Source organism: Halorubrum sp. CBA1125 (genome assembly GCF_009742825.1).
Taxonomy (GTDB): domain Archaea; phylum Halobacteriota; class Halobacteria; order Halobacteriales; family Haloferacaceae; genus Halorubrum.
In genome coordinates this window covers 1-21,562 of sequence record NZ_WPCE01000029.1, presented here as the reverse complement: position 1 = coordinate 21,562, position 21,562 = coordinate 1, and the positions used below count along the sequence as shown (strand labels likewise).

General features: G+C 68.4%; 14 protein-coding genes, 2 tRNA genes and 5 pseudogenes. 7 read left to right on the top strand and 14 right to left on the bottom strand.

The window, feature by feature from the left end:
* Window positions 1-1,549 (top strand): annotated as a pseudogene (locus tag GJ633_RS05000) (type II secretion system F family protein); the annotation flags it as partial.
* Between the two features lie 57 nt (window positions 1,550-1,606).
* Here GJ633_RS05000 and GJ633_RS04995 read toward each other — a convergent pair.
* Together GJ633_RS04995 and GJ633_RS04990 are read right to left on the bottom strand one after the other, a co-directional pair.
* Window positions 1,607-2,143, bottom strand: a complete 537-nt coding sequence (locus tag GJ633_RS04995; protein WP_156587681.1) for an NUDIX hydrolase — start codon at window positions 2,141-2,143, stop codon at window positions 1,607-1,609.
* A gap of 137 nt (window positions 2,144-2,280) precedes the next feature.
* Window positions 2,281-2,664 (bottom strand): hypothetical protein, encoded by a 384-nt coding sequence (locus tag GJ633_RS04990; protein WP_156587679.1) that lies wholly within the window; start codon window positions 2,662-2,664, stop codon window positions 2,281-2,283.
* Between the two features lie 77 nt (window positions 2,665-2,741).
* Between GJ633_RS04990 and GJ633_RS18450 the strand changes: the two genes are divergently transcribed.
* The 3 genes and pseudogenes from GJ633_RS18450 (at window position 2,742) to GJ633_RS04980 (ending at window position 4,191) form a co-directional block, all read left to right on the top strand.
* Entirely contained in the window at window positions 2,742-2,864 is a 123-nt protein-coding gene (locus GJ633_RS18450; RefSeq protein ID WP_394351125.1) for a hypothetical protein, read from the top strand.
* Window positions 2,858-3,696 (top strand): annotated as a pseudogene (locus tag GJ633_RS04985) (DUF5787 family protein). The gene GJ633_RS18450 and the pseudogene GJ633_RS04985 overlap by 7 nt, the downstream one beginning before the upstream one ends.
* Before the next feature lie 87 nt (window positions 3,697-3,783).
* Window positions 3,784-4,191 carry a cyclic nucleotide-binding/CBS domain-containing protein gene (locus GJ633_RS04980; RefSeq protein WP_156587677.1) on the top strand — a complete coding sequence of 136 codons (408 nt, stop codon included), beginning with the start codon at window positions 3,784-3,786 and terminating at the stop codon, window positions 4,189-4,191.
* 286 nt (window positions 4,192-4,477) lie between these two features.
* Here GJ633_RS04980 and GJ633_RS04975 read toward each other — a convergent pair whose 3' ends face one another.
* Window positions 4,478-4,963 carry a deoxyuridine 5'-triphosphate nucleotidohydrolase gene (locus tag GJ633_RS04975; RefSeq protein ID WP_156587675.1) on the bottom strand — a complete coding sequence of 162 codons (486 nt, stop codon included), beginning with the start codon at window positions 4,961-4,963 and terminating at the stop codon, window positions 4,478-4,480.
* A 253-nt stretch (window positions 4,964-5,216) separates the two neighbouring features.
* On the opposite strand from GJ633_RS04975, the gene GJ633_RS04970 reads away from it, so the two are divergent.
* A complete protein-coding gene (locus GJ633_RS04970; RefSeq protein ID WP_156587673.1) occupies window positions 5,217-7,202 on the top strand; it encodes an aconitate hydratase in 1,986 nt (661 codons plus the stop codon).
* A gap of 269 nt (window positions 7,203-7,471) precedes the next feature.
* Here the strand turns inward: GJ633_RS04970 and GJ633_RS04965 are convergent.
* The 8 genes and pseudogenes from GJ633_RS04965 to GJ633_RS04930 form a co-directional block, all read right to left on the bottom strand.
* Window positions 7,472-8,121 (bottom strand): annotated as a pseudogene (locus GJ633_RS04965) (30S ribosomal protein S7).
* Complete coding sequence (locus GJ633_RS04960) at window positions 8,118-8,546, bottom strand: 30S ribosomal protein S12 (protein ID WP_156587671.1); 429 nt, start codon at window positions 8,544-8,546, stop codon at window positions 8,118-8,120. The pseudogene GJ633_RS04965 and the gene GJ633_RS04960 overlap by 4 nt, the downstream one beginning before the upstream one ends.
* Before the next feature lie 254 nt (window positions 8,547-8,800).
* Entirely contained in the window at window positions 8,801-9,220 is a 420-nt protein-coding gene (locus GJ633_RS04955; RefSeq protein WP_156587669.1) for a NusA-like transcription termination signal-binding factor, read from the bottom strand.
* Window positions 9,220-11,874, bottom strand: a complete 2,655-nt coding sequence (locus GJ633_RS04950) for a DNA-directed RNA polymerase subunit A'' (protein ID WP_231741235.1) — start codon at window positions 11,872-11,874, stop codon at window positions 9,220-9,222. The genes GJ633_RS04955 and GJ633_RS04950 overlap by 1 nt, the downstream gene beginning before the upstream one ends.
* Before the next feature lie 22 nt (window positions 11,875-11,896).
* Complete coding sequence (locus tag GJ633_RS04945) at window positions 11,897-14,830, bottom strand: DNA-directed RNA polymerase subunit A' (RefSeq protein WP_156587665.1); 2,934 nt, start codon at window positions 14,828-14,830, stop codon at window positions 11,897-11,899.
* Window positions 14,831-16,660 carry a DNA-directed RNA polymerase subunit B gene (gene rpoB, locus GJ633_RS04940; RefSeq protein ID WP_156587663.1) on the bottom strand — a complete coding sequence of 610 codons (1,830 nt, stop codon included), beginning with the start codon at window positions 16,658-16,660 and terminating at the stop codon, window positions 14,831-14,833.
* A 1-nt stretch (window position 16,661) separates the two neighbouring features.
* Window positions 16,662-18,226 (bottom strand): annotated as a pseudogene (locus GJ633_RS04935) (DNA-directed RNA polymerase subunit B'').
* Entirely contained in the window at window positions 18,223-18,453 is a 231-nt protein-coding gene (locus GJ633_RS04930; protein WP_156587661.1) for a DNA-directed RNA polymerase subunit H, read from the bottom strand. The pseudogene GJ633_RS04935 and the gene GJ633_RS04930 overlap by 4 nt, the downstream one beginning before the upstream one ends.
* Before the next feature lie 418 nt (window positions 18,454-18,871).
* Here GJ633_RS04930 and GJ633_RS04925 point away from each other — a divergent pair.
* Window positions 18,872-18,944: transfer RNA gene (locus GJ633_RS04925), tRNA-Asp, on the top strand.
* A gap of 28 nt (window positions 18,945-18,972) precedes the next feature.
* Window positions 18,973-19,045: transfer RNA gene (locus GJ633_RS04920), tRNA-Asp, on the top strand.
* A 709-nt stretch (window positions 19,046-19,754) separates the two neighbouring features.
* Here GJ633_RS04920 and GJ633_RS04915 read toward each other — a convergent pair.
* The 3 genes and pseudogenes from GJ633_RS04915 to GJ633_RS04905 all read right to left on the bottom strand — a co-directional run.
* Window positions 19,755-20,759 carry a histone deacetylase gene (locus GJ633_RS04915; RefSeq protein WP_156587659.1) on the bottom strand — a complete coding sequence of 335 codons (1,005 nt, stop codon included), beginning with the start codon at window positions 20,757-20,759 and terminating at the stop codon, window positions 19,755-19,757.
* Window positions 20,760-21,191 (bottom strand): histone family protein, encoded by a 432-nt coding sequence (locus GJ633_RS04910; protein ID WP_156587658.1) that lies wholly within the window; start codon window positions 21,189-21,191, stop codon window positions 20,760-20,762.
* A 136-nt stretch (window positions 21,192-21,327) separates the two neighbouring features.
* Window positions 21,328-21,562: pseudogene (locus GJ633_RS04905) on the bottom strand (replication factor A); the annotation flags it as partial.

Genomic DNA, 21,562 nt, shown 5'->3' with positions numbered 1-21,562 from the left:
CGCGAAGCGCGCGACCGTGCGGCTCGGCGGGCTCTCCCTCCGGTGGCGCGCGGCGACGCGGCGGACCGACATCGAGCGGACGCTGCCGGCGGCGGTCCGGTACCTCGAACTGCTCTCGTCGGGCAGCGACGGTCCCCGGGAGATGGTCGCGAAGACCGCCGCCAGCACCGCGTACGGCGGAACGGCGACCTCGCTGCGGAAGGCGCTCAACGCGGCGCGGCTCGCCGGGAGCCTCGACGAGGGGCTCCGCCGCGTCGCCCGCGACACGCCCTCGCGGGAGCTGCTCGCGCCGTTCCTGTTGAAGTTCCGGAAACACGCGGCGACCGGGGACGGCGCGCTCGCCGCCTACCTCCGGACCGAGAGCCGGATGCTCGCACACCGGCAGGACCGCGCCCGCAAGCGCGCCCGGCGGTTCCTCGAACTGCTCACGGAGCTGTTCGTCGCCGTGCTGGTGTTGCCGGCGCTGCTCGTCATCGCGGCGACCGCCCTCACGGTGGTGATCCCCGAGTTCCTCCCGCCGGTGGACACGCCGGTCGGCGTGGTGCCGACGCGAGCCGTCGTCCTCTACGGCGCGGTGTGTTTCCTCGTCGCGATCGGGCTCGCTGGCGCGGTCGCCGTCGGCACGCTCCGCCCGCCGAGCCAACGCGCGAGCTACGACCTGCCGGGGTCGCCGCGGGCGATCCTCGCGTCGGTCGGACACAACCCGGCGAGTGCCGCTGTCGTCGGGGTCCCGGCGGCGGCGGTGCTCGCCGTCGCGCTCGCGCTCGCGGGGTACACTCTCGTCAACGTCGTCCTGCTCGCGTACGCGGCGTTCGCGGTCCCCGTCGGCGCCGTGGCGGGGCGACGCACGCGGATCGACGACGCCAAGGACCGCGAGCTGGCGGACTTCGTCCACGCCGTCTCCGGACACGTCGCCCACGGCCGCCCGTTCCCGGACGCGGTCGCGACGGTGGCGCGCGACGTCGACCTCGGCGTGCTCGACGACGACGTGGCGGCGTTGGCGTTCGCGCTCCGCTCGACGACGGCGACGGGCGCGGACGCCGCGGCGGGGTCGGTGGACGTGCGCGCGGCCGCGATCGATCGGTTCGTCGACCGCGTCGGGACGCCGCTCGCGGACGGAACGCTCGGACTCGTCACGGGGGGCGCTGAACGCCGGCAGCGACGCCGACGCGGTGTTCGAGACGCTCCGGATCGAGGTGGGACAGCTGTACAGCGAGCAGCGGGCGCTCCGCTCGTCGATGCACCCGTACGTCGCCGTGGGGTGGGCGGCCGCCGCGCTGGTCGCCGGCGTCGTCGCCGTGGTCAACACGCAGGTGATAGACGCCGCCAGGCTCGCCGAGATCGCGGCCGCCGCCGAGCTCGTGACGGAGCCGGACACGGTCCACCCGGAGCTCGAACGGTTCCGGCTGTACGTCGTCACGCAGGCGACGATGCTCGCGTCCGGCTGGTTCGCCGGGACCGCCTCCCGCGCCGCTACGCGGCGCTGTTACACTCCGGCGTCCTCGTGGCGGTCTGTTACGCGGTCTTCACCGTCGGGAGACTCCTGTGACCGGACCTCGGGAGCCCCGTCGCTTCCCGCGACACGGGGATCCAGTCGGCGCGCGTCCTACAGCAACCCCTCCCGGTCGGCCAAAAGCAGCCCCTCCAGCGTCGCGTCGTTCGTCGGCGGCTCGCGGGCGACCGCGAGCGCCTCCTCGACGGGGACCGCCCGCGGCGTGAGGAACTCGTTTTCGTCGAGGTCGACGTCGACCGGCGTCAACCCCTCCGCGAACACGTAGCCCCGCCGGTGTCTGAGCACCCCGGTCGAACACCACACCGCCTGGAGCAGCGCGGTCGAGTCGGGCGCGAAGCCGGTCTCCTCGGCCAGCTCCCGGGCGGCGGCCGCGGTGTACGACTCGCCCGGCTCGAGGATCCCCGCGGGGAGCTCCAGCTGCGTGCTCCGGACGGTCGGGCGGTACTGCTCCACGAAGAGGACGTCCCCGTCCGCGACCGCGACCACGACCGTCGCCGGCGACAGCTCCGCCCAGTAGTAGTTCTTCTCGGTGCCGTCGGGCTGCTCGACGCGGTCGTACCCGCCCACGAACCAGCCGGGATCGTACTCGACGGCGACCTCCCTGACCGGCCACTCCGGCTCGCCCGGCAGGGAGTGGCGCCGCCCGTCCGAGAAGGCGGGGAGGTCCCGGAGGTCCGCGGCGGCGACGTTGGACCCCTCGTCGTCTCCCGGCTCGCGGTCGTCGCGTCCCGGCTCGCGGTCGTCGCGTCCCGGTGAGCGGTCGTCGCTCACGGCTGCACCACCTCGACGTGGTACGTCTCACCGCCGTACCGGACCCTGACGCCGGTCTCCGTCGCGGCCTCGGGCATCCGCTGTGCGAGCGCGCCGACCTCGTCGAACGGCGTGTGAGTGAACGACTCTTTCACCCCGTACGGTCCCGTCTGGTACTCCGGGGAGCGGCCGTCGTCGCTCGTGAGCGCCCCGGTCAGGTAGGGGTACCGCCTGTCGGTGACGTCGTTCACGTCCACGGCCGTCGCGTCCGTCTCGATCGGCTCGGCGGTGAGGTAGTAGGGGTCGCCGCTCCCGAGGTAGCTCGGGAGCGCGCCGAGCGCGAGCAGCGCGACGACGACCAGCGCGATGACGGCGAGGAGGTTCCGGGTGACCCGGCGCATGGGCGTCCTACGTCCCTGCGGGGAATACGGGTTTCGGACGGCGACGTGTTTTAGCCCGCCGCGCCCCTGCGTCCGGCATGGAGTTCCGGTTCGAGCTGGCGCTGTGTGCCGCGCTCGAATCCCCCGACGTCGTCGTCGCCCGCCAGCTCGGCGCGGGCGTCGCGACCCCGGGCGCCGGATCGTCGACGTCTGCGTGCTGACGCCCGGCCCCGGCTTCGACCGCCGCGCGGCGATCACGGCCGATCGGATCCCCGCGCCCGCGATCGAGGCGCCCGTCGGCCCGGGCGAGGCGATCCCCGTCGCGGACGCGTTAGACCTGCCGCCGGAGCGCGCGGCCGAGGTCGTCGACCGCGCGGTCGAGGTCGGCTACCTCGAACGCGAGCGCCGGGACGGCCGGCCGGTGGTCCGCGCGACCGCCCGCTACCCCGACGACTGGGTCGGCTCGCTCGCGGCGATCGAGAACAAACCCGACCTCGGAACGCCCGGCGACCTGGCGGCGCAACTCCGGTACGACGTCGCGCTCGGACTGTTCGACGAGGTCGTCCTGACGACCGCCACCCACGTCACCCGGGCGCACCTCAACCGGATCCCCGACCCGGTCGGCGTCTGGCGGTTCGATCCCGACTCGGGCGAGCGCGAGGTCGTCCGCGAGCCGACCCCGCTCGCCCCGTCGCGCCGGGCACGGAGATCCGTGCGGAGCGGCCCGGTCGGTTCGACGTCGCGCTCGTCGACGCCGCGGCGAAGGCCCGGAAGCGCCGCCGGATCGGCGAGCGCGCGTACGGGAAGGGGTGGCGGTCCGCGCCGCCGGGGTGCGCACACGCGAGCGCGACCCAGGACGGGCGGCCGCACTGCGAGCGGTTCGACCGCGTCGTCGACCCGGGCCGCGAGTGCGGGGACGGCTGTCCGGCGTACGACCCCGCCACGGCGCCCGCCGTCGACCGCGACGACCTCCGCGACGAGCGGACCGCGTGGGTCGCCGACCCCGACGGCGACGGTCCGCGCCGCCAGTCCGGGCTCTCCCGGTTCGGGTGACCGACGGACGGCGCGCGCGTTCCCACCGGTCCATGGGATAATAGGTACCATGGGAATCCTTATACACTACCGGCGGTATCCGTCGGTATGGACGAGATCGATGACGTGTTCGTGGCGCGGTTGATGACAAGCGACCTCCACACGGTGACGCCAGACACGCTGGTCGAGGACGCGGCGGGCGTGCTGCTCGACAACGACGTCAGCTCGGCGCTGGTCGTAGACGAGGACGGCGCGCTGGTCGGGATCCTCACTACGACGGACTTCGTCGACATCGTCGCGAAGAGCCAGCCCAAAGCGGAGACGACGGTCGAGCGCTACATGAGTACCGACCTGATCACGGCCGGTGCCCAAGACAGGGTCGCCGACGTGGCGTCGGTGATGATCGAGCACGGGATTCACCACGTCCCCGTCGTCGACGGCGACGAACCGATCGGGATCATCACCACGTCCGACTTCGCCGCGTACGTCTCCTCGCCGGAGAGGCTGTCGGCGTAGCGGACGGAGGCGGAAACAGACGGGCGGCGGGCGCGGACGGAGGCGGGTGAACACGCCGGCACGGTCGCGAGGACGTACGTTCCGGTATTTCGGAACGAACGCTGCCGCCCCCGGCACGTTTAAGTGGATCCCGCCGCTTCGATCGGCTGACGCTTCGCTTGGAGGGCCGAAGCGTCAGCGGGGACCTACAGAACGACGCGCTCGTGCCATTTTTCCGGCACCGCGCGCCGTTCGTTCCTTTCGACGACGCAACGCGCGGAGCGACGGCGTCGAGCGTCTCGGACGCCTACTCGTCGCAGTCTAAGTTCTCGCCCTGGTACGCCCCTCGATAGGTCGTCTCGTGGTCGGCGCGCGCCAGCACCAGCTGGGCGATCCGCGCCCCGGGCTCGATCGCGATCGCGTGACCGACGTCGAGCCGTCCCTCGCCGACTCCCTCGTAGCCCGCGTCCCAGACCGCCGTGTCGAGCGTACAGGAGTTCCGCAGCAGCGTCGACCGCGGGAGCACGAACCCGATCCGCTCGTCGGGGATCCGGACCGGCTCGCCGTATCGGACGACGTACGTGCCCGGCTCCAGCCGGTAGGCGCCGTCCGTCGGTTCGAGGCGTTCGCGGTCGCCGACCCGCTTCCCGTCGCGCCCGACGAATCCCGGTTCCGTCTGTGCGAACACCGCGCCGACGGTGAGGTCGACGCCGTTCGGCTGCCGCTGCGTCTCGTCGAGCGCGGCCTCGCCCGCTTCGAGCGCCGCCGCCACCGACGATCCCGAGTCGAACATGATCGCTCGGATCCGCGGGCGAGACTAAACGGTGTCGACACGAGTTCCGCGTCGGTTCCGCCGCCGGCGAGAGCACCAGAAACGCCGATATTGGCCTTTATGAGCCTAATACACTCCGTACGAGTGTTACTACCGTGAACAACGTCACCACGACGGTGTCACCCCAATTGTTGCCGGATCGAGGGTCTATCACGGTCGATCTTCCCAGAAACTCGCGGGTTTTATATCCACGGGAGGCCGAAATTTGGGTGATATGGGACAAACGATTACAGAGAAAATCCTCGATGACCATCTCGTCGAGGGCGAGCTGACGCCCGGCGAGGAGATCGGTATCGAGGTCGACCAAGTGCTGACCCAAGACACCACCGGGACGATGGTGTGGCTCCAGTTCGAGGCGCTGGAGATGGACGAGGTCCAGACGGAGCTCGCCGCCCAGTACTGCGACCACCAGACGTACCAGTTCGACTTCAAGAACACCGACGACCACCGCTTCCTCCGCTCGGCGGCCGGCACCTACGGGGCGTACTTCTCCCGGCCCGGAAACGGGATCTGTCACCAGGTCCACAAGGAGAACTTCGCGGCGCCCGGCAAGACCCTGCTCGGCTCCGACTCGCACACGCCGACGCCCGGCGGGCTCGGCCAGCTCGCGATCGGCGCCGGCGGCCTCGACATCGCCGTCGCGATGGGCGGCGGCCCCTACTACGTGGAGATGCCGGAGGTCGTCAACGTGCAGCTGGAGGGCGAACTGCCGGAGTGGGCGACCGCGAAGGACGTCATCCTCCACCTGCTCGGTGAGCTGAGCGTCAAGGGCGGCGTCGGGAAGGTGCTCGAGTACACCGGTCCGGGCGCCGACTCGCTGACCGTCCCCGAGCGGACGACGATCACCAACATGGGCACCGAACTCGGCGCCACCTCCTCGATCTTCGGCACCGACGAGAAGACGAGAGACTGGCTCGCGCGCCAGGACCGCGAAGCGGAGTTCGTCGAGCTCTCGCCCGACGCAGACGCCGAGTACGCGGAGACGATCGAAGTCGACCTGAGCGAGATCGAGCCGCTCGTGGCGGCCCCCTCGATGCCCGACAACGTCGCCCCCGTCAGCGAGTACGAGGGCACCGACGTCGAGCAGGTCATCGTCGGCTCCTGTACGAACGGCGCCTACGAGGACATCCTCCCCAGCGCGAAGATGCTGGAGGGCCGCGAGGTGGCGAAAAGCACCGAGATGATCGTCGCGCCCGGCTCCAAGCAGGCCTCCGAGATGCTGGCCCGCGAGGGGTGGACCGCGGAGATGATGGCGGCCGGCGTCAACTTCTCCGAGGCGACGTGTGGCGCGTGTATCGGTATCGGCCACGTGCCCGCCTCCGACTCCGTCTCGCTGCGCACCTTCAACCGCAACTTCGAGGGGCGCTCCGGCATCGAGGATGACTCCGTGTTCCTCTGCTCGCCCGAGGTCGCGACCGCCGCGGCCATCGCCGGCGAGATCGTCGACCCGCGGGACCTCGCCGAGGAGCTCGGCGACCTCGAGGCGCCCGGCCTCGAGATGGGCACCAAGTACTCGCCCGGGATGGGACAAGACGACGCCGACATCATCGCGCCCGACGAGGCGATAGACGACGGCCTCGTCAAGGGACCGAACATCGGCGACGTTCCCCTGCGCGACTCGCTCGACGCCGACATCGGCGGCGAGGCGCTGCTCAAGATGGAGGACAACATCACGACCGACCACATCATCCCGGCGACGGCGGACATCCTGAAGTTCCGCTCGAACATCGACAAGCTCTCGGAGTTCACCCTCTCGCGCGTCGACGACACGTTCGCCGAGCGCGCGAAGGCCGCCGGCAGCGGCGTCCTCGTGGCCGGCGAGAACTACGGCCAGGGCTCCTCCCGGGAGCACGCCGCGCTGTGTCCGATGTACCTCGGGATCGAGGCCGTCTTCGCGCGGAGCTTCGCGCGCATCCACAAGGCGAACCTGTTCAACTTCGGCATCGTCCCGCTGGAGATCGACGCGGAGACGTACGAGAAGATCGAGCAGGGCGACGACATCCAGATCGTCGACGACGTCGGCACCGGGATCGCCGACGGCACCGAGGAGTTCACCGTCAGCGTCAACGACGAGTGGGAGTTCACCGCCGAGCTCGACGCCTCCGAGCGCGAGCGCCAGATCCTCAGCTCGGGTGGCAAGCTCTCGTGGGTCAAAGAGCAGCACGACGGCGACTCCGGCGCCGCACCCGCCGACGACTGAACGTCTCGTCGTACGTTTTCTCCCATTTTTCGCGACCGCGAGCAACGGAGCCGGCCACGGCGACGTCCGTCGCGATCGATCGCCACGGACCGTCGGCCCAGACGCGACGGGGGTGCCGCCGCAGGCTACGACGACGACAGCGGATCGACGACCCGTCGCCACGAACCCGACGCTCCGTAGCGACGCGCTACGCGGCGGGAAAACGAGGGGGAGGAGAGAGAAAGTGTGGCACCGCGCGGGGGGCGGTACGCGAACTGTGTGTCCCGATTTCAGCGGGCGGCGGCGGCGACGCGCTCGCGCTCCTCTTTCTGTGAGATCGAGTACGTGTTCACGTCGTAGTCGGCGGCGCGACGAGCTCGTTCGCGAGCGCCTCGGCGGCGGAGGTGGTCGACTTGTACGTGGCGCTGGCGACGCCGTCGGAGATGAAAAGCAGCGCCTGGTCGACGCGGCGCTGCGGGGCGACGTCGACGGCCTTCGGCACGGAGATGCCGCCGTACTTCAGCCGGACCGTCTCCTCGCGGGGCGCGGCGTTCTCGACCGCGGTCACGAGCACCTGGACCGGGTTCTCCTCGGTCCGCTCGTGGACGATGTCGAAGGCGTCGCGGACGATCCGCGTCGCCTGCTGCTTTTTGCCCGTGTTCTCTTCGGACTGCATCAGGCGGTTGATCAGCCGCTCGACCAGCGAGATCTCGCTCTTCTTGAACTGCTTGGAGGCGTGACGCCCCATCGTGTGCGCGATGGGCGTCACCGTCATGTACCGCTTGGTCGAGGGGTCCTCGTAGGCGATGTCGGAGACCTCCCACACGCCGAACAGCTTGGCGTTCTCGTTGGCGGCCTCGCTCGCGGCGGGCGCGTCCGGGTCCGGCTCGTCGGCGGCGACGTCCTGTTCGGAGGTCGCCTCGGTCTCTTCGCCGCTCATCGGACCGGCTTCTCCGCGTTCCCGCGAACCAGTTCGATCATGGACACGCCGTTCACCTTCTCGACCTTGTAGTTGACGCCGGAGAGGTCGCCCATCGCGCGACCCTTCGCGCCGCCGATCCCGGCGATGGTGACCTCGTCGTGCTCGTCGATGAACGAGATCGCGCCGTCACCGGGACAGAACGCGGTGACCTGCTTCCCGTTCTTGATGAGCTGAACGCGGACGCACTTTCGGATCGCCGAGTTGGGCTGCTTTGCCTCGATACCGACCTTCTCTAAAACGATCCCGCGGGCCTGCGGGGCGCCCTCGAGAGGGTCGGACTTCGTCTTGAGCCCGCGCTCGCGCCGAGCGTACTCGGAGTCGGACCAGCGGCGCTTCTGCCGGTCCTGTTTGAGCTTACGGGCCGCGTACTTGCCGTTCGCCATCGTAGGTCTACTTCCGAACGGAGCTACTTAAGCATCGTCTTTCGGAGCGGCGAGACGCCCTCAGATCGCTCGAGCGGTACCTCTCGCCAGTTCTGAGGGCGTTTTTCGGATCGAACGACGGTCGCACAGAAACGCTGAGCCGGTAAGCCGCCGAGAGAAGGCGTCGTTTCGGCCGCTCCGGTTCGGAGCGGCCGGACGCCGAAACCGGGCTGGAGCGCCCGCCCGGTCCGTCAGATCGGTCTGAGCGGCCCGCGTCAGGTCAGCTGCACGTCGTCGATGTCGTAGTGGCGCTTCGCCAGCGTTCGCGCGGTCTCGATGTTGCGGCCGTTCGCGCCGATCGCCACGCCGCGGTCCGGTTCCGGCACCTCGACGTACGCGACCCGGTCGTTCTGTTCGGAGATCGTCACCGCGTTCACCGCCGCGGGCGCGAGCGCGCTCGCGACGAACGTCTCCGGCGTGTCGGCGTCTTCGACCAGCTCGATCGACTTGTCGAGGCGCCGCTCGACCTCTTCGACGGTCTCGCCGGCCTGGCCGATCGCGGTCGCCATCTCGCCGGCGGGGACGAGAAACACGAGTCGGTCACCCTCCACGAGGCAGTCTCGCGGCGTCACGCCGGTCAGGTCGTCGAACCGACCGATGTAGCGGCGCGCCTCGTCGGAGAGCTCGACGTGCATCAGTCGTCGCCCACGACCCGCGACCCCATCCGCAGGTCGACGTCGCCGGTGCCGAGCGAGATCGGCTTGCCGGCGATGACGTTCTCGATGACGCCGTCGAGCTCGTCGTACTCGCCGTGGATCGCGGCGTCGAGCAGGTGGTTCACCGTCACCTCGAACGCCGCGCGCGCGAGCACCGAGTCCTTCGAGCCGGAGATCCCGTGACGGCCGATCGACTCGATCTCGCCGTTGTTCGTCATGATGTCGGCCACCAACATCAGGTGACGGACGTTCACGTCGTCGAGCCCCTGCTCTTCGAGCGTGTTCTTCGTCTCGTCGATGATCGTCTCGCGGGCCGCCTCGACGCCGAGGTTGCGGTAGATCTCGTGGATGTTGTTACACGTCGTCCGCGAGGCGTCGACCCCCTCGATGTCCAGGGTGTCGCCGAACGCCGACCCCTCGGTGTAGAGGACGAACTCCTCTTCCCCGTCGATCTGCTCTTTCCGGATGACGACGCGTTCGATCTCTTCGATCCCCTTGAACACGATGTCGCGGAGCCGCTCGACGAGCTGGAGCAGTTCGCGGTAGCTCGGCTCGTTCGGACCGAACTCGACCACCGTCCCCGCCTGTCGGGCGTCGACGCCGAGCGCGTCCTCGATCGTCTCCGCGATGATCCCCGCGACCTCGGCGGGGTCCGAGTGCGTCGGCCACCGCTCCAAGAGCGTGTCGTCGTTCAGGTCGATCCGCACCAGCATGTCCGCGACGTTCGTCGAGACGTCCCCGAGCGCGAGGATGCGCGTCGCCTCGATCGACCAGACGACCTCGTGGGCCTTCTCGCGGTCGGTGGCGTACTCGTCCTCCAGGTACACCGTCATCATCGGGGTGTCGGGCGTCTTCCGGGCGTCCACCAGCTCGATGAGCCGGGGGAGCCCCTGGGTGACGTCGATTTCTGCAACCCCCGCGTAGTGGAAGGTGTTCATCGTGTTGTGCGTGACGACGCCCTCGGCCGTGGTGAACGTTTCCAGTCCTTCGACCGAGAGGTCGTACACGTACTCGTGTCCGGTCGTGACCGTCTCGATCGACGCGATCCGATCCCACACCACGTCGCCGTCGACCGCCTGACGGAGCGCATCGAGCGACGCAGACTCGACGCCAGCTTCCGCTGCCTCCGAAAGGATCCGTCGAAGCCGTGTTCGTCCGATCCGCTGCCGGTTCGAGGCAGCGTTCACCTGCCGGCTCGGGATACCGGCGTCGGACGCGACTTCGCGGAGCGCGTCGCCGAAGTTCGGAATCTGGTCCGTCGCGTCCGGACCCGTTCCGTCCAGCTCGGACGCCAGGGCGTCGAGTTGCTCGCCGCGCTCGCCGACCATTCCGATCCGGTCCGCGAACCGTTCGACGTGTTTCTTCGGGACGCGAAGCGTCCGCGACGTGTCCTGTCGGCCGAGCGTCGCGTACACGTCGAACCGGGCGAGCAACAGCGCGATACCGGCGGTGAGCCGATCGCTCGTCGAACTCGAACGAACGGCGGTGTCCGAGACGTTGCCGTCGCCGCTGAAGTACCCACGGAGCAGTCCCCGAGCGAACTCGCCGCTCGCGCCGAACGCGAATCCCGGGACGACCTTCTCGCCGTCCTCGACACACGCCGCGCGGAGGACGTCGGCGAGGATCGTTCCGTTCACGCGAACGTCGTAGCCGCGGGCGAACCCGCTTTCGTTCTCGTACTCGTTCACCGAGAGCCCGAAGCGGTCGGCGAACGTGCGGACCCCGTCTTGGAACGTCTCGTCGACGTTCGAGACAGAGACGTAGTGGTCCGTCAGCGACCCCTCGGCGAGCCAGGCGCCGAAGAAGAATCCGGTTTCGGCGTCGAGCGGGAGTCGCTCGGGCAGCCCGACCGTCCCGCCGGCCGGGTAGACGGCATTCTCTTCGATCCGTCCGGACTCGAGCGCGTTCTGCTTGTTTCGGAGCTGATCCGCTCCGGCCGGTACGGTGTCGACGCCGCCGTCTGCGAGCGTCGAGGTGTACCAGTAGTCGGTCGCGGGGAGGTACTCACGGAGGTCGATTTCGCTCGTCTCGCCCCCTCCGAAAGAAGCGACGACCGGGAGCCAATCGCCGGCACTGAGGTCTTCGCCGGCGACCGGAACGACGTCGTTGTCCCGTCGCGTGACGAACGAGTGCGCCTTCGTCGCTCGGATCGTCCGGCCCGATTCGAGTTCGAACCGAAGCAGCTCCGCCGGGGCCTTGTGACGGCTGACTTCCTCGACTTGCTTCCAGTCGACCCCCTCGTCATCGCCGAGGCTGAGCGTCTCCAAGCCGTCCGGAGCGAGCGCGACCTCGTGGTCGTCGACCGTTCGGCTCTCGCGGGAGTCGACCACCTCGTCGACGAGCGGCCCGATCTCGACGACGTTCGTCTCCCCGTTCCGGCGAACGACGACGCGTTCGTCGGCGGGGACGCTCATCTGCGTCCCGGGCTCACCGATCGATTGGGCAGAAACGGTGCCGACCGGGTCGAGGGGGTCGACCCGGGTTTCGAGGTACCGGTTCTCGACGCCGGTGGCGATATCCGTGGCCTGCTCGATGGTGACCTCGCCGGTCTCCTCGGCCTTCCGTTCGATCGCGTCGTACACCTCCGATTTGAGCCGCTTCGGCAGCTCCGTCGCCTCCACGACCGCCTCCATGTCGTCGGTGACGTGCTCGCGGTCAGTCATCGGACTCCACCCCCAGGTTGTCCGCCTTGTTCAGCCCCGGGCCGGCGTGCTCCGAGAGGTTCGTCGGCGGCGCGCGCTCGCCGAGGAACCGCTCTTTCTCGTCGTCGGAGTCGAACTCGGCGTCGACGACGCGGTCGACGATCCCGTCGACGTCGATCCCGTCGCCCTCGCCGGAAGAGACCTTCACGGGCGAGGTGCCGTCCTCGCCGAACTCGAACTGGACGATCCGACCGGAGGTGTCCCGGACGGTGCCGTCGTACTGCGCTTCCAGCTCGGAGAGCGCGTTGATGAGCCGCCGCTGGAGGTAGCCGGACTTCGAGGTCCGGACCGCCGTGTCGACGAGCCCCTCGCGGCCGCCCATCGCGTGGAAGAAGAACTCCTCGGGCGTGAGCCCGCCGCGGTAGGAGTTCTCCACGAAACCGTGCGCCTCCGCGGAGAGGTCGTTCGGCCGGTAGTGCGAGAGGGTGCGGTCCTCGTAGCCGCGGTTGATCCGCTCGCCCCGGACCGCCTGCTGGCCGACCGAGCCGGCCATCTGCGTGAGGTTCAGCATCGACCCGCGGGCGCCGGACCGGGCCATCACGACCGCCGGGTTGTCGTCGTCGAAGTGCTGGTCGGCGATCTCGCCGGCCGAGTCGCGGGCCTTCCCCAGCGTCTGCATGATCTTCATCTCCAGCGTCTCGTCGACGCCGCGGCCCGGCAGCGACTCCAGCTCGCCGGCCTCGTACGTCGCGATCAGCTCCTGCACGCGCTCGTAGGCGCTCTCGATGGCGTCGTCAACCTGCTCTTCGGCCGCCGGCGGGATCGACTCGTCGTCGATCCCGATCGAGAAGCCGAAGTGCATGATCGCCCGCATCGCCAGCGCCGCGATCTCGTTGACGAAGACGCGGGCGCGCGTCTCGCCGTACACCTTGGTGAGCGTGTCGACGACCTCGCCTCCGAACGCGCCGACCGCGTCCTCGTCGATGGTCCCTTCGACCAGCTGGCCGTTCTCGATGATCACGTCGTCGCCCGTCGACGACGCGAACTCGAGGTTGAGGTCGTCGGGGAGCAGCTCCGAGAACAGCGTCCGCCCGGTCCAGTACTCGCGGCCGTCCTCGTCGACGCCGTCGGGCTCGGGCAGCTCGTCGACGCGAGTGGCGCGAAGCAGGTCCAGCGCCTGCGTCTCCGTGAACTCGGGGTTCGAGTGCGTGAGCAGGTACGTCCCCGAGATGTGGTCCTGGATCGCGCCGATGATGTTCCCGCCGAACCGCGGCGAGAGGATCTGCTCTTGGACGCGCATCAGCACGCGCGCCTCGGCGCGGGCCTCCTCGTTCTGGAGGGCGTGCATGTTCATCTCGTCGCCGTCGAAGTCGGCGTTGTACGGCGGACAGACGACCGTGTTGAGCCGGAACGTCTTGTACGGCATCACCACGACCTCGTGGGCCATGATGGACATGCGGTGGAGCGACGGCTGCCGGTTGAAGATCACGATGTCGCCGTCGACGAGGTGGCGGTTCACTTCCCAGTCGGCCTCGATCTTCTCGGCCAGCTCCTCGCAGTTCTTCTCCGTCACCTTCAGCCGCCGACCGTCGGGACGACGGACGTAGTTGGCGCCCGGGTGCGCCTCCGGTCCGTTCCTGACGTACTGGCGCGCCTCCTCGACGTTGCGCTCGGTGACGTTGAGCGTCTGGGTCATCTCCTTGGCCACTCGGTCTGGCACGCCGACCTCGTTCAGCGACAGCGTCGGGTCCGGCGAGATCACCGTCCGCGCGGAGAAGTTCACGCGCTTGCCGGACAGCGAGCCGCGGAAGCGGCCCTCCTTCCCCTTCAGCCGCTGGGAGAGGGTTTTCAGGGGCCGCCCGGACCGGTGTCGTGCCGGCGGCGTTCCCGAGATCTCGTTGTCGATGAACGTGGTGACGTGGTACTGGAGCAGCTCCCAGAGGTCCTCGATAATGAGCTGTGGGGCGCCCGCCTCGCGGTTCTCCATGAACCGCTGGTTGATCCGGATGATGTCCACCAGCTTGTGCGTGAGGTCGTCCTCGGAGCGCTGGCCGTTGTCCAGCGTGATCGAGGGGCGGGTGGTGACCGGCGGCACGGGCAGCACCGTCAGGATCATCCACTCGGGACGGGAGTCCTCGGCGTCGATACCGAGCACCTCCAGGTCCTCGTTCGGGATGTCCTCGAACCAGTCGCGGATGTCCGAGGGCATCAGCTTGTTCATGTCCTCCTCGGTGAGGTCGACATCGAGCGCCTTCTCGATGGCGCGGCGGTCCTCCTTGCGCGGGCGGAACTCGCCGGCCATGATCTCGTTGATCCGTTCGAGGGCGATGTCCGTCTCGTCGGCGAGTTCCCGCGGAGACGTGCCCGGCTCGTCTGCCTCCTCGTCCGGCTGCATCGCGGCGGCGATGCGCTCGGAGTAGTCGCCCGAGAGGACGTCCTGGACCTCGTAGTACGTGGTCGGCTTCTCGTGTTTGATGTCCGCCTGCGGTTCGCCACAGAACGGACAGGTGCTCGCCTTCCGGGCCTGCCGGACGGCGGCTTTCAACACGTCGTGTTCGTCGTCGCCGAGCTCCTTCGCACGCTCGTAGCGCTCGCGGAACTCGTCGCGCTGCGCCTCATCTAAGGCGAGCCGCCCGCACTCGCGACACGTCGAGCGGAGCAGCCGCCGGATGAGCTTCGTGAAGCCGACGTGGATCACGGGGGCCGCGAGCTCGATGTGGCCGAAGTGGCCGTTACAGGAGCCCGAGTGCGAGCCGCAGGTCCGACACTCCAGGCCGGGGTCGATGACGCCGAGCCGCGGATCCATCAGCCCCATGTCGATCGGGTAGCCGTCGTCGTCGTACGTGTCGGCCGTGATCACCTTCGTGGCCGACATGTCCCGGTACGTCTCCGGGTCCATGAGGCCGAAGTCGATGCCGCCGAGCACTTTCGGTGTTTGCGTTGACATTTAAATTGCGTCCTCCAGTTCGAGTTTCGGTCGGATGCCTAAGGCGATCATCTCGTCGAGCAGCAGCTTGAACGCGTAGCTCACTTCCAGCTCGTGGATGTCGTCCTCGTCGCCCGTGACCGGGTCGTACACGCGGCGCTGCTCGCGGTCCTCGACGGCGACGAGCCCCGTCTCCGCGGAGACGTGGACGGTCTCCGCGTCCGAGGACTCAAGCAGCCGCTCGTTGAGCACCATCGACGCGCCGTGGCCGATGATCGTGTCGCGCTCCATCTCCCCGACGCGCAGGCCGCCCTCGCGGGCGCGCCCCTCGGTCGGCTGGCGCGTGAGCACCTGGACCGGGCCGCGCGAGCGGGCGTGGAGCTTGTTCGACACCATGTGGTACAGCTTGTGGTAGAAGATCGTCCCGACGAAGATCTCCGCGTCGATCTTCTCGCCGGTGACGCCGGAGTACATGACCTCCTTGCCGGAGGACTTGAAGCCGTGCTCCTCCAGGCTGTCCCGGAGTTCCGCCTCGTCTTCGCCCTGGAACGGCGTGCCGTCGACGCGCTCGCCGCGCAGCGAGCCGACCTTCCCGCCGAGCATCTCCAGCACGTGACCCACCGTCATCCGCGAGGGCAGCGCGTGCGGATTGAGCACGAGGTCGGGGACGACGCCCTCCTCGGTGAACGGCATGTCTTCCTGGGGCGCGAGGTGACCGACGACGCCCTTCTGGCCGTGCCGGGACGCGAACTTGTCGCCCAGCTCGGGGACGCGCTGGTCGCGTACCTTCACCTTCGAGAGCTTCGAACCGTCCTCGCCCTCCATCAGCGTCACCGTGTCGACGACGCCGGACTCGCCCGAGCGCATCGTCACGCTCGTCTCGCGTCGTTTCTGCGGCGAGAGTCCGCCCATGTCGTCGGGCTCTTCTAAGAAGCGCGGCGGGCTGGTCTTGCCCAGAAGCACCGACGACTCGTCGACCTTGGTCTCGGGGTTGACGAGGCCGTCCTCGTCGAGGTGGGTGTACGCGTCCTCGCCGCGGGCGCCGCGGACGTCCTGGTCGGGGATCTCGAAGCGGTCCTCCTGACCGCCGGGGTACCGGCGCTCCTCGCCCTCGTAGGTCCGGAAGAAGTGCGAGCGCGCGAGCGCGCGGTCGACGGAGCCCTGGTTCATCACCAGCGCGTCCTCGATGTTGAACCCCTCGTAGGACATCACGGCGACCACGAAGTTCTGCGCGGCCGGCCGCTCGTCGAAGCTGATCTGCTCCGTGGTCTGGGTCTTCACCATCGCCAGCTGCGGGTAGTGCATCAGGTGCTGGCGGGTGTCCGGCCGGATCCGGTAGTTGGCCGAGGGGAGTCCGAGCGACTGCTTCATCATCCCCGCGCCCATCGTGATGCGCGGGCTCGCGTTGTGCTCGGGGTAGGGGATCATCCCCGCCCCGATCCCGAACACGAGCTGCGGGTCGATCTCGAGGTGCGTGTGGTCCTCGGTCACGTCTTCCTCGTCCACCGCGACGAGGATGTCCTCCTCCTCCTCGGCGTCGATGAACTCGACGTAGCCGCGGTCGACGAGGTCCTCGAACTCGACCTCGCCGCGTTCGAGCGCCTCGATCTCCTCGTCGCCGAGCAGCGGCTCGCCGTTCTCGACGACGATGAGCGGCCGCCGAGCGCGACCCGAGTCGGCGTTGACGATCACCTCCCGGGTCCGGTCTTTCACCGAGACGTTCACCATCTCCGAGACGTCGCCGCGTCGGCGCGCCTCGCGGATCTGTTCGGCGAGCTCGTGGGGGTTCTCGTGGGTGCCCACGAGGCTCCCGTTCACGTACACCTTCGCTTCGCGTTCTGCCTGAGCCATGTTAGTCGTCCGCCGTCTGTCGTTCGACGCCCTCGATGCCGGGGATCCCCTCGACACCCATCGACGCCAGTTCTCGTTTCAGTCCCTGTTCGTCCTCGACGTCTGGGAGAGCTCCATCGCCTGCGCGAAGTTCTTCACCAGCCCGCAGTTCGGTCCCTCGGGGGTCTCGGAGGGGCAGATGCGCCCCCACTGGGTCGCGTGCAGGTCCCGCGCCTCGAAGTGCGGCTGCGACCGCGACAGCGGCGACCGCAGGCGTCGGAGGTGCGAGAGCACCCCCATGTAGTCGGTCCGGTCAACGAGCTGGGAGACGCCCGAGCGGCCGCCCACCCAGTTGCCTGTCGCGATCGGGTGTTCGAGCCGCTCGGTCAACACGTCCGAGCGGACCACCGTGTTGACGGTGAGCTCGCGGTTGCGCATGTTGGCGCGTTCGAGCTGGTACTTCACGTCGCGGGCCAGCTTGTTCAGGGCGGTACGGAACAGGTCGCGCATCAGGTCGCCCGAGACCTTGAGGCGCTTGTTCGCGTAGTGGTCCTTGTCGTCGGCCTCCCGGCGGTCCAAGGCGAGCTCGAAGCACGCCTCGGCCATCCGGCAGAGGTAGTACGCCTTGTTGATCCGGACGTCCTCCTCGTCGACGCCGTCCTCGTGGAGGTGCGGCAGGAGGTAGCGGTCGATGACGTAGTTGGCGCGTTTGAGCTGGTAGTTCTTCCCTTGGCCGCTCGCGACCCGCTCGCCGAGGGTCTCGATGGCCTCCTCGGTGGTCTGGACCGACGCCTCCTCTAAGTTCTCCAGCATGAACTTGACGATCTCGGGGTCGTCGCTCACGCGGTGGACGATCTCCTCGTCCGACTCGAGCCCGAGCGCGCGAACGAGCGTCACGAAGTCGATCGATCCCGAGACGGAGGGGAACGACACCTCCAAGAGCCCCTCGCGGTTGCGCTCACAGAGCACGAGCGCGCGGTACCCGCGGCGCTGCGAGAACGTCTTCGCGACCTGGATCTCGTCGCCGTACTTCGAGTCGTACTCCGCCAGGATCTTGTTCGGCGCGAGGTCCTCCGAGGTCATCAGCACGCGCTCGGAGCCGTTGACGATGAAGTAGCCGCCGGGGTCGACGGGGTCCTCGCCGATGTCGATGAGCTCCTCGTCGGAGAAGCCGGCCATGTTGCACTTGTTCGAGCCGACCATGATCGGCATCCGGCCGACCTTCGTCTCCGTCGTGTCGACGACCTGCTCGGGCTCCTCTTCGCCGCCGCGCACGATGGACATCTCCATGAACACCGGCGCGGAGTAGGTGATGTTCCGTAGGCGGGCTTCCTGCGGGTACAGCAGTTCCTCGGAGCCGTCGGCCTCGCGGACGCGCGGCGTGACCATCCGCACGTCTCCGAGTTCGACGTAGACGGGCTCTTGGCCCTCCTTGTCGCCGATGTCCGTCTCGATCGTCTCCTTCTCGTCGACGACCTCCTGCATCCCCCGGTCCAGGAAGTTGTTGAACGAGCGGAAGTGGTGTTCGGCCAGCCGTTCGTCCGAGAAGTACTCGCGTGACACCACGCGTCGGTCTTGCCTGTTCATGAGACGACCAGTCGGTACACGACCGCCTCGTCGGTCGTGCGGGAGTTTCGAACGATCTTCACCACGTCGCCGACCTCGGCCTCGTCCGGCAACGCGGGATCCGTGCGTTTGATCTTGGGCAGATCAGTTCTCTCCACGTCGTACTCGGCCAGGACCTCGTCGACCTCTTGGGGGTCGTCGAGGAGGACGTGGTCCGGGACGAGTTCGTGTTGGCTTACGTCTACCATGGGTGATGGGTATTGAGAGAAGCTATCACGAGATACTACAGATCGCTACTGACGCCAACGCAATAAGGCTTGTCAACCGGAGTCGCCACGCGCCGCTCACCGGCAACGAGGGCGTGCGATACGTACACTCACGCGAGGTGCACAGAAAAGACTACCGCCGCGGCCGATCCCCCGCTGGCGTCGCCAGCTGCCTCCCGTCGGTTCCGTCTCCAGACGGCCGACCGATCGTCGCCCCCCGAAGTGACGCGTCCCGTTGTCCCGCCGTCCTGTCATCCTGTCGCCGCGTCTCCACCTCGTCCCGTCGCCCCGTCGTCCCTCGATCGGGTCTCAGACCGCGGACGGCCCTGTCATCGGTACCCACTCCTGTTGGCGATGACAAGCCTTATTTGCCAGACAAGGGTACGGTGAGATGCGACAAGCCCGGATGGTGTAGTGGCCCATCATACGACCCTGTCACGGTCGTGACGCGGGTTCAAATCCCGCTCCGGGCGTCCCCGATTTCGGGGGCGTCGCCTGTGTGCCCGGATGGTGTAGTGGCCCATCATACGACCCTGTCACGGTCGTGACGCGGGTTCAAATCCCGCTCCGGGCGTTTCTGCTGTCGCAATGACGAGTGAGTTCTGCGACAGCAGAAACCGCAGGAGGGATTTGAATCTGAGGACGAGCGAACGTCGTGAGCGAAGTCCTCCGGGTTCAAATCCCGCTCCGGGCGTTCTTGTCGACGCCGATTACGAACGAGGAGCGGAGCGACGAGTGAGTCCGGCGTCGACGAACCCAGACGAAGGGATTTGACCCAGGGAGTGACGAACGTAGCGAGCGAAACGACCGTGGTTCACAATCCCGCTCCGGGCGTTTTCGACGAACAACTCGGCGAGCGTAGCGAGCCGTTCGTCAGGTTTTGACATTCTCCCCGCGCTAAAGCACCGGCCTTTCTCCTCGACTCCCCGTAAGTGTCTCATTCGTTAGAAGAACTCTGCCTGCTGAACACTTGAGTATCGAGTTGTAACTGAATTTAGTAATATAATCACATGGGTGAAGATGTTGATTGATAACACACGGAACACAATGGATAACCGGGGAGGCACCCCACCCACCCAGAGACGCACAGTAAGTGACCCAACCAGTTCCCTGGTCTTCGACACCGGAGAACGGACCGTTAAAGAGCCGGGACGGTCCGTCCCTCCCCCCGTCAGACACAAACTGTACTGAGCGAATCGACGGACCGAAGAACAGAGATGAGACCGGTCGTGTGACACCCTCTCAGAGCGCGAGTGGAACGAGCGAGAAGCGTCGCGTTCCGGCTACAGGTCGAGGAGCGACCGCAGCTCGGCCACGCGGCGTTCGGTCTTCTCGTCGGGTTCGCCGTCGTCGTGGACCGGCGTTCGGCCGTCGAACGTCTCGTGGACCATCGAGACGCCCTCGGCCAGCGTGTCGAGCCCGTACCCTCCCTCGAGTACGTAGGCGGTAGCGGCACCGGTCTCGTTCGCGGCCGTTCGGAGCCGGTCGGTCATCAGCGCGTAGCCCTCCGAGGAGACGCGCATCCGGGATATCGGGTCGTGGCGGTGCGCGTCGAATCCCGCGGAGACGATCAGGAGGTCGGGGTCGAACCGGTCGAGCACCGGCGCGACCGTCTCGTCGATGGCGTACAGGTAGTCGGCGTCGCCCGCGCCGGCGGCGAGCGGCAGGTTCACCGTGGTTCCCTCGCCCTCGCCGCCGCCCGTCTCGTCGAGATCCCCGGTGTCCGGGTACAGCCCTTTCTCGTGGATCGACGCGTAGAGGACGTCGCCGCGCTCGTAGAAGATGTCCTGCGTGCCGTTGCCGTGGTGGACGTCCCAATCGAAGATCGCGACGCGGTCGGCGCTGCCGTCGTCGAGGACGGTCTGGGCCGCGATCGCGGCGTTGTTGAAAAAACAGAACCCCATGGCGTCGTCGGCCACCGCGTGGTGCCCGGGAGGCCGACCGATCGAGAACGGCGTGCGTCGTCCGGAAGCGCCGTCGATCGCCTCGCGAGCCGCCCACTGCGCGAGCCCCGCCGAGGTCAGCGCGGCGTCCCACGTTCCGTCGCTCACGACGGTGTCGGGGTCCCAGTTTCCGCCGCCGTCGTCGACGAACGCCTCCAGTTCGTCGACGTACGCCTCGTCGTGGACGGCGACCACGTCCGCTCGGCTGGCGGGGTCCGCCTCGGTGTACTCGACGCCGTGTCGCTTCGCCAGTCCTCGCCGGATCGCGCGCAGTCGGTCGGGGTTCTCCGGGTGTCGCTCGCCCGTGTCGTGCGCGAGACACCGCTCGCTGTAGCCGAACCGCATCTACTCGAACAGCGCGAAGTACGTTTCGATGTCCTCTGCCTGAACCGTCCGTCGGTCCGCGTGCCGAGCGAGCGTCGCGGCCGCGCTCGCGACGTTGTCGGCGTAGTCTTCCAGGATGTCGGCGAGCGCGATCCGCGCGTCGACTCCGACGCGGTACCGGTCGTCGATCCGGAGCCGCGCGATCCGGTCGACCGGCGCGACGGGGAGGGTGAGCTCCTCGCGGCTGACGACCTGCTCGACGCCGAAGTCGTCCGCCATCAGCGTCTTCCGGCCGTCCTCGGTCGCCCGCTCGGCGGCGTCGATAGCCAGCGCTGCGCCGTGCGACTGGATCCGACGGGCCAGCTCCTCGGCGGCGTCCGCGCTCACGCGGAGTTCCCCGGCGTTCCGCCGGATGATCCCGTCGACCGGCGCGAACGGCAACTCGACACTCATACACACAGTCGCGTCCGTGTACCGTATAACGCTTTCCGTTACCCGTCTCGACGCCAGAGCGGCGGAGTCACGGCCACGCGGCGACCGGACGAGTCCGACCCGACCCGCGCGGCCGAGACGTCGGCGTCGCCGAGCGTCAGAAGACCTCGTCGGCGTCGATCGTCCCGTCCCGTTCCGGACCGCGGACCGTGACCTCCTCGCCGAGCCGGAGGGTCGCGTCGGTCTCGACCGTCTTCGTCCGCTGGCCGTCGTCGACGACGACCGGGTCGCCGGTCTGGACGACCGTCCCGGTGAACTCTACCGCTTCCGAGCTGTTCGCCTCCGCGGCGGCCGCCGTCGCGGCGCCGCCGACCTCGGCGGCGGCGACGTCT